The 5,709-nt window shown below is 50.7% G+C and carries 5 protein-coding genes and 1 pseudogene; 1 reads left to right on the top strand and 5 read right to left on the bottom strand.

Translation table 11 applies throughout. The annotated features are described in order from the left end of the window. The 4 genes and pseudogenes from AC6BYQ_RS23120 to AC6BYQ_RS23105 all read right to left on the bottom strand — a co-directional run. Nucleotides 1-163 (bottom strand): annotated as a pseudogene (locus AC6BYQ_RS23120) (hypothetical protein); the annotation flags it as partial. Nucleotides 164-166: 3 nt separating this feature from the next. Next, nucleotides 167-796 (bottom strand): hypothetical protein, encoded by a 630-nt coding sequence (locus AC6BYQ_RS23115; RefSeq protein ID WP_306686666.1) that lies wholly within the window; start codon nucleotides 794-796, stop codon nucleotides 167-169. Then, nucleotides 789-1,517: a hypothetical protein gene (locus AC6BYQ_RS23110; RefSeq protein WP_306686665.1), complete on the bottom strand. Its 729-nt coding sequence runs from the start codon at nucleotides 1,515-1,517 to the stop codon at nucleotides 789-791. The genes AC6BYQ_RS23115 and AC6BYQ_RS23110 overlap by 8 nt, the downstream gene beginning before the upstream one ends. A gap of 50 nt (nucleotides 1,518-1,567) precedes the next feature. Beyond that, nucleotides 1,568-1,885, bottom strand: a complete 318-nt coding sequence (locus AC6BYQ_RS23105; protein WP_306686663.1) for a hypothetical protein — start codon at nucleotides 1,883-1,885, stop codon at nucleotides 1,568-1,570. A gap of 669 nt (nucleotides 1,886-2,554) precedes the next feature. Here AC6BYQ_RS23105 and AC6BYQ_RS23100 point away from each other — a divergent pair. After that, on the top strand, nucleotides 2,555-3,496 hold the full coding sequence (locus tag AC6BYQ_RS23100; RefSeq protein WP_086071025.1) for a hypothetical protein: 942 nt from the start codon (nucleotides 2,555-2,557) through the stop codon (nucleotides 3,494-3,496). A 183-nt stretch (nucleotides 3,497-3,679) separates the two neighbouring features. Here AC6BYQ_RS23100 and AC6BYQ_RS23095 read toward each other — a convergent pair whose 3' ends face one another. Next, nucleotides 3,680-5,245 (bottom strand): AAA family ATPase, encoded by a 1,566-nt coding sequence (locus tag AC6BYQ_RS23095; protein WP_171455224.1) that lies wholly within the window; start codon nucleotides 5,243-5,245, stop codon nucleotides 3,680-3,682. Between the last annotated feature and the right edge of the window lie 464 nt (nucleotides 5,246-5,709).

Below are 5,709 nucleotides of genomic sequence, written 5' to 3'. Positions count from 1 at the left end.
TCTCCGGCGCCAGCAGGTATTTGGGCAGTTCTTCATGAACGAGGGCCATCTGGCGCAGCGCCAGCGCGGCCGGGTAGTCGATGGCGACCGGCAATGAAACGCCTGGCGCCGATCGTTGCGCCGGCTTCGCCGGGTAGAATTCCGGCACCACTAAACCGCTCATGTATTATTCCTCATCCAGTTCTAGTCGTTGCTCAAGTCGATATTTTCGGCCTTCGCGCCAGCCTTGCCACAAGGTTTGCTGCGCCGACCAGTGGTACTTGTCCAGGCGGGAAGAGGGCATGCCGGTCAGTTTGCGCAGCCGCTTGGCCAGCAAGAGTGCCCGCAGGCCGAGGTATGCATACTGATACATCCGCTCTCGATAAAAGGTGTCATGCCTTGAGGAAATATCGACGTCATAGTGGAAGTTAATCGAACCACGCGCTTCAGCTTGCAGAACGATCATTTCCCGCACCCGATACATGACCGGGGGCGGCAGCGCGCGCCAGTCACCGGTCACATCATCAAATTCAAGGGAGTACACACGGACAGTAGGCCGGTATTCATCGCCTTCATCCCGCCTGCCATCATCTTGCGAGACTTCAGCACACATTTCTGCATAGTCTTCCAGCTTGAAGATCAGCTCAGTGGCGATGAAATAGCGATCGGCCGCGGTTTTCCGTTCGGCCGCCTCCCGCTCCCGTTTCCGGGTAAAATGGTGGGTCAGCGCAATGCCGGCCATTGCAACCCCCCCGGTCATCGTCCCCCCTGCCAGGACCGATATCACCGGCACCCATGCTGAAAACCCATCAACCATCCAGCGTTCCTTCCTCGTTATGCCTCTCTGACGACTCTACGGACTCTAGGTAGTCATTTATCTCCTGCTCATTCTTCTTCTGCTCCTTGATCAGCTTATACCTTGCATGAAAATCTTTACCTCTGGCCTGCAAGAGCGTCCGCCTGGTTGGCGCGAAATCAGCAGAGAGACCGTCCTGGGGCATATCACATAGCTTTCTGAGAGAACGGGACAATCGTATTGCTTTTAATCCCATACGCGCGGCTTGGCTGTGCAGTTCAAAGACCCCCCATTCACTATATGGTGTATCTTCATGAAACGTGACGTTTACCGCGACGACGGCCTCATGGCTAAGGACAGATAATTGGCCGAGCCGATACATCAGTTCTGGTGGGAGTGACCGCCAGTCACCGGCAATCGATTCATAATCGATTGCCGGCAATGAATATTCCACTTCTGTTTTTCCATCCGGATCAAACTCTCCCTCCGCAATTGCAGCTAGTGCACAATGCTGTGCAAACCGCTCCAGCAAAAAGACGAGCTCCATTGCGATATAAAATCGCTCACTGCCCAGCTTCGCCGCCGCCGCTCTTTCTTCACGCCGGCGGGCAAAGTAGTGAGTCAGCCACACACCGACCAGCGCCGCACCGGCGGACAAAACCCCCGTAATGATCTGCGGCCACAGACCAGGACTGTCTTTGACGATCTTCACGCCCTCAGTGGCAATAAACCAGTCACCCATGAGTGTTCCTTATTGAGTAAAAAATCCCGTCAGTCATTACTTTGCAGCTCTCAACGGCACCAGTCCGGCCGTGACAGCACTTCCGAGCCATTTGCTATATCTTCGAAGCCAAGCAAGAAAACCGCTTTTTCCAGCCCATCTGACAGATCATACTTCACGGCACTGGACGGACACGTCGGATGCGGGGCAAGCAGAGAGGAGGTTTCGCGCCACCTGTTTCCTCCGTCGCTCCTCCACCGCCAGGCCAGTTCGCCGCCATACTCATCAAGAAGCTGAAATAACTCTGCGCCGCCACTGTCCGTTGTCTTATATAACCAGATGCTTTTCATTCCTTCGTTAATAAGACCAGTGAGTATTTTCTCTAACAAAACTTTGCTCCTAGAAATAATCACACATTGAAATCATATTCCTTAAACACGATTCCAATCCTTCAAGTGATGATGATCGCCCTCGCAGTTTCCTGATGTGAACATCACTCATATGATAATAAGCAGCCAGATAGCCACGCCGTTAAATTACCGGACGCCCGTTTCTGGGTGATCCGACTTTCTGGCTTATGGCCACTTTCCGGAAGTGTACCACGACGGTTAACTAATCACATCGCGGTTGTCGGCCGGAAACCGCCGTTAACGATCAGCCCGGTCAAACACAACATATAGAAGAAAATGCAGCTGAGCAGATGGCACATATTGTGTTTGTCGAGTCGGTGGGGCAGGGTGACGATCGGATGATCCGAGACTACCGGTTTTCGGATCTATTTTTTTATAGCGTTCAAAAAACAAGCAACAGCGTAACAGGAAAGGCTGATAATACCATTTCAGAGGGGAAGTGATAAAATAACCAAAAAAGTGCACGTTAAAGGAAATAACAGAAATAAGCCTTGCTGAGTGGCCTTTTAGGGGGTAGAGTGGCTAAATCAGCCTAGCGTCATAGAAACATCCATTTGATGACGCACTGATGCAGAGACTGGCCCGGAGGTCTTTTAGCGGAAGTTCCGGGCCGGTCAGGGTACTCTTTCTGACCAGTAAGGTTATCACATGAGCAATGAAAAAGACACGGTGGACTACACCGTGAGGGGCTTCACGAAGTCGTTTGACACCACGCTGACCCACCTATCCATTCTGAGGAACAAGCCGAAGTCTGTCATCCTTCGTGAACTCCTTGAAGAGCAACTGACCGACAGGATCAAAACCTTCGGCGCGCTGAGTCAGCTGGTTGCCGGCATGGACGAGGTGCTGGCCAGTCACTTCGGCGCGAAGCTGAGCGAAAACCCGCTGGAGAACCACTTCGGTACGAAGTATAACCTGGCGATGTGTGATGTGCTGGACATCAAGACGGATGAGCAGCTGCAGCAGATCCAGATCCGCAACACGCCGTACATCACGGCTCGGGCCGATCAGGTGATGGCGGGTTGCAAAACGGTCATCAAGGGTCAGTCGTTATGGTTCGCCCTGTTCGCTGAGCTGGCGTTTTCAGATGAGGAGGTTGTTCGAAGGGGCTGGAACGAGGTGTTTTACTCAATAGATGAAGACCGTTATTACAGCTATTACGAGCACGTTAACCAGCTGAGGAGCATGCGCGGTATGAGCAGCATTCAGGCAGAGAAAAATGACTTCACACACGAGGGCAGGCTCTGCCGCCTGAATGTGACCAAACCCGCCAGTTACCAGTATGGTGCCTGGCGAGTGTCCATAAGCCTGAAGGACGGTGTGAACGTCACCGAGCCGGACGTACTGACCGGGCTGCACTATCCACGGCTTCCTCACCGCCTGGTGATCGCCGACCGTGACGAACCTTACTGCAGTGTGGCCAGTGGAGAAGAGGACAGCGAGCCAGGTTTCCGGTTTGTTGATGGCGTCTGCGAACTGGACGTCTACAGCAACGGTAAACCCGAGCGGAGTAACCCGACGCCAATGACGAAGGTGGCAGAGGCGTTAGCCGCTGAGATCGACGCCCGGCTGAAGCCGTTCACGGGCTGACGTTTCTTACCCTATTGAAGGGCTGCTCCTGAGGCCCTTTTTTATCCTTTCTACCATTCAGGAGCTGTCTCCGCATCCGGAATTTCGACGCCGTCGGCGAGTCGCCGGGCATTCCGCACCAAGGGAGGGGAGCATTATCACTGCGGGGGTAACAGGGCAACAGACTTGCTGCCCGTGGTTACATCATTCAAGTTCGCCGGCCCGGTCTATGATCTCCTGACGTACCGCTAAAATATAATTATCCCAGGCCGGAGAGTATTTGCTGATATAGCTCAGGACGGTATGTTCTATATTGGATTTTCTGGCAAACTGATTCAGTTTTTCATAGTATTCATGCCAGTCTGCCAGTCCGTTAATTGATCTAGAAAATCCTCTTAGCTTTATGTATTCAGCAGACTCTTCTGCCGCAATAGTGGCAGGATCTATCGCTTCAAACCAGCGTTTATGATTATATTCCGGAGCACCTTTTTGAGGAAAATCAGCAAGACTAAACTCAAAAATCCGGGTCATAACCGCACGACGTTGTTCTCTTTTATCTGTTCCTGTCAGGCACTTGTTTACTATTTTGTGTCTCTCCGGGACAGTTCGGTGAACATCGCCGTCAAGAACACACATAACCTTTGTAATATCCTTACCGGCAAGCATTAGCCCTGCCAGAACGACGGCCGAGTTTTCAGCGGCTCCGAATAACTCAACATTCACCTTATCGGTCAGAGCCTCTCGTTCCAGAAGCACATTGATAGCCGTGCGTGCCAGTTCATCTTCAACGAAAACACTGACCATTTCAGGCTGAATATCGGTCAGCTGTCGTAGGGCATCAGCTGAAACACCAGGAAAAGCAGAGATCCCTGTGCCCATATTGAAGATACTGACAATATTTATTGACCTTCTGAACTGAACAATAGATTCCCTGTGCGTTGAGAAGACAATTTCAAGCAGAGCGTCTTCAGCTATGGAAATCAATTCTTCAATCAGTTTTTTAAAAGCTTTTTCATGCAAAAGTACATCCAGTTCGTCAATCAGCAGTAAACCATTAGGCTTCAGAAGGGGGTCATGAGCGGCTTTCAGCACTTCAAAAACCCGTTTCTCTCCCGCTCCCATGGTATGTTCAGTGTAGGTAATTCCGTTTTTGGTAAATTTACTGAATGTGAAGCCACTGCTGGTCGTACAGGTCATCAGATCTGAGTAATCCGCTTCAAGCACGCGACACATAGATTCCAGTATTTTTTGTTTGATATTTGCGGGTTCGAAGCTTTGGCTTACATATTTCGCATGACGTGAAGCCGCCAGATCGTCGGACAAAGTGCCAAGCGTTTGCAGACCCAGATAGAGCGACTCCTTGACGGGGCGACGATCATACACTGGCTGCCAGCGTGCGACTTTATAATAAGGCTGAGTAAAAGTGTCATTAGGTGCCTGTGTGGGGACAAATAATATTTTGTTACTCTGATTGTTCAGCGTTCCCGCGTAAAAATGGGCTGTAAAACCACTGTCACGCCAGTTGTTATCAACGTGAGGGGTAAAGAAATCAGAGAACCGGTTATTTTCCTTTGAGGATTTATCCCGGGGTTTGTAACAACAGGCAAGGGCATGAATAATCGTGGATTTACCGGAGCCGTTCATCCCCATAATGGCAGTAACTTTGCTGTCAGCAGGAAATGTGATTGTACAGTTTGAAATGCCTTTAAGGCTCTGAATCTGTATTTCCTTCAAGCGTAATTGTGCTGGAATGTTTTGCCTGGCTGTCATTCTGACCGGTTCCTTTGTATGCTAATAGTCGGATTAATCCCAAGTACACTACCTTAATTCAGGAAAAAAGTCTGGCATCTAAAGCAGAGATTTTACAGGCAGATATTACCTATTCCGATTTTGCCAGAAAACGGATCTGCGACGCAAAAACGCCGACCGCGGCATGGAGCTTCGCTAGCAGACCAGCCAAATGGTTAGCAATGGGTCATTATTGCTATCTAAGTAAAAGAAAGCTATTTGCACTGAACATAGCATTGTAATTTTAATTTCTGCTTTATAGGATATTGCTATCATCACAATATATCCCTATGACAGCAGGACACCGCCATGCTAAGCCAGATGAACCTCCGCTTTCCGAAATCCCTGATCGCCGCCCTGAAAAACCGGGCCGCCGCCGAAGCGGTGCCGGTCAACACCCTGGCCGAACGTCTGCTGCAGCAAACGCTGGCCACCTCGGTCGCCGG

The sequence above is a fragment of the Serratia sp. LTN-2 genome (assembly GCF_059740205.1).
This window is presented reverse-complemented; position numbering and strand designations above follow the sequence as displayed.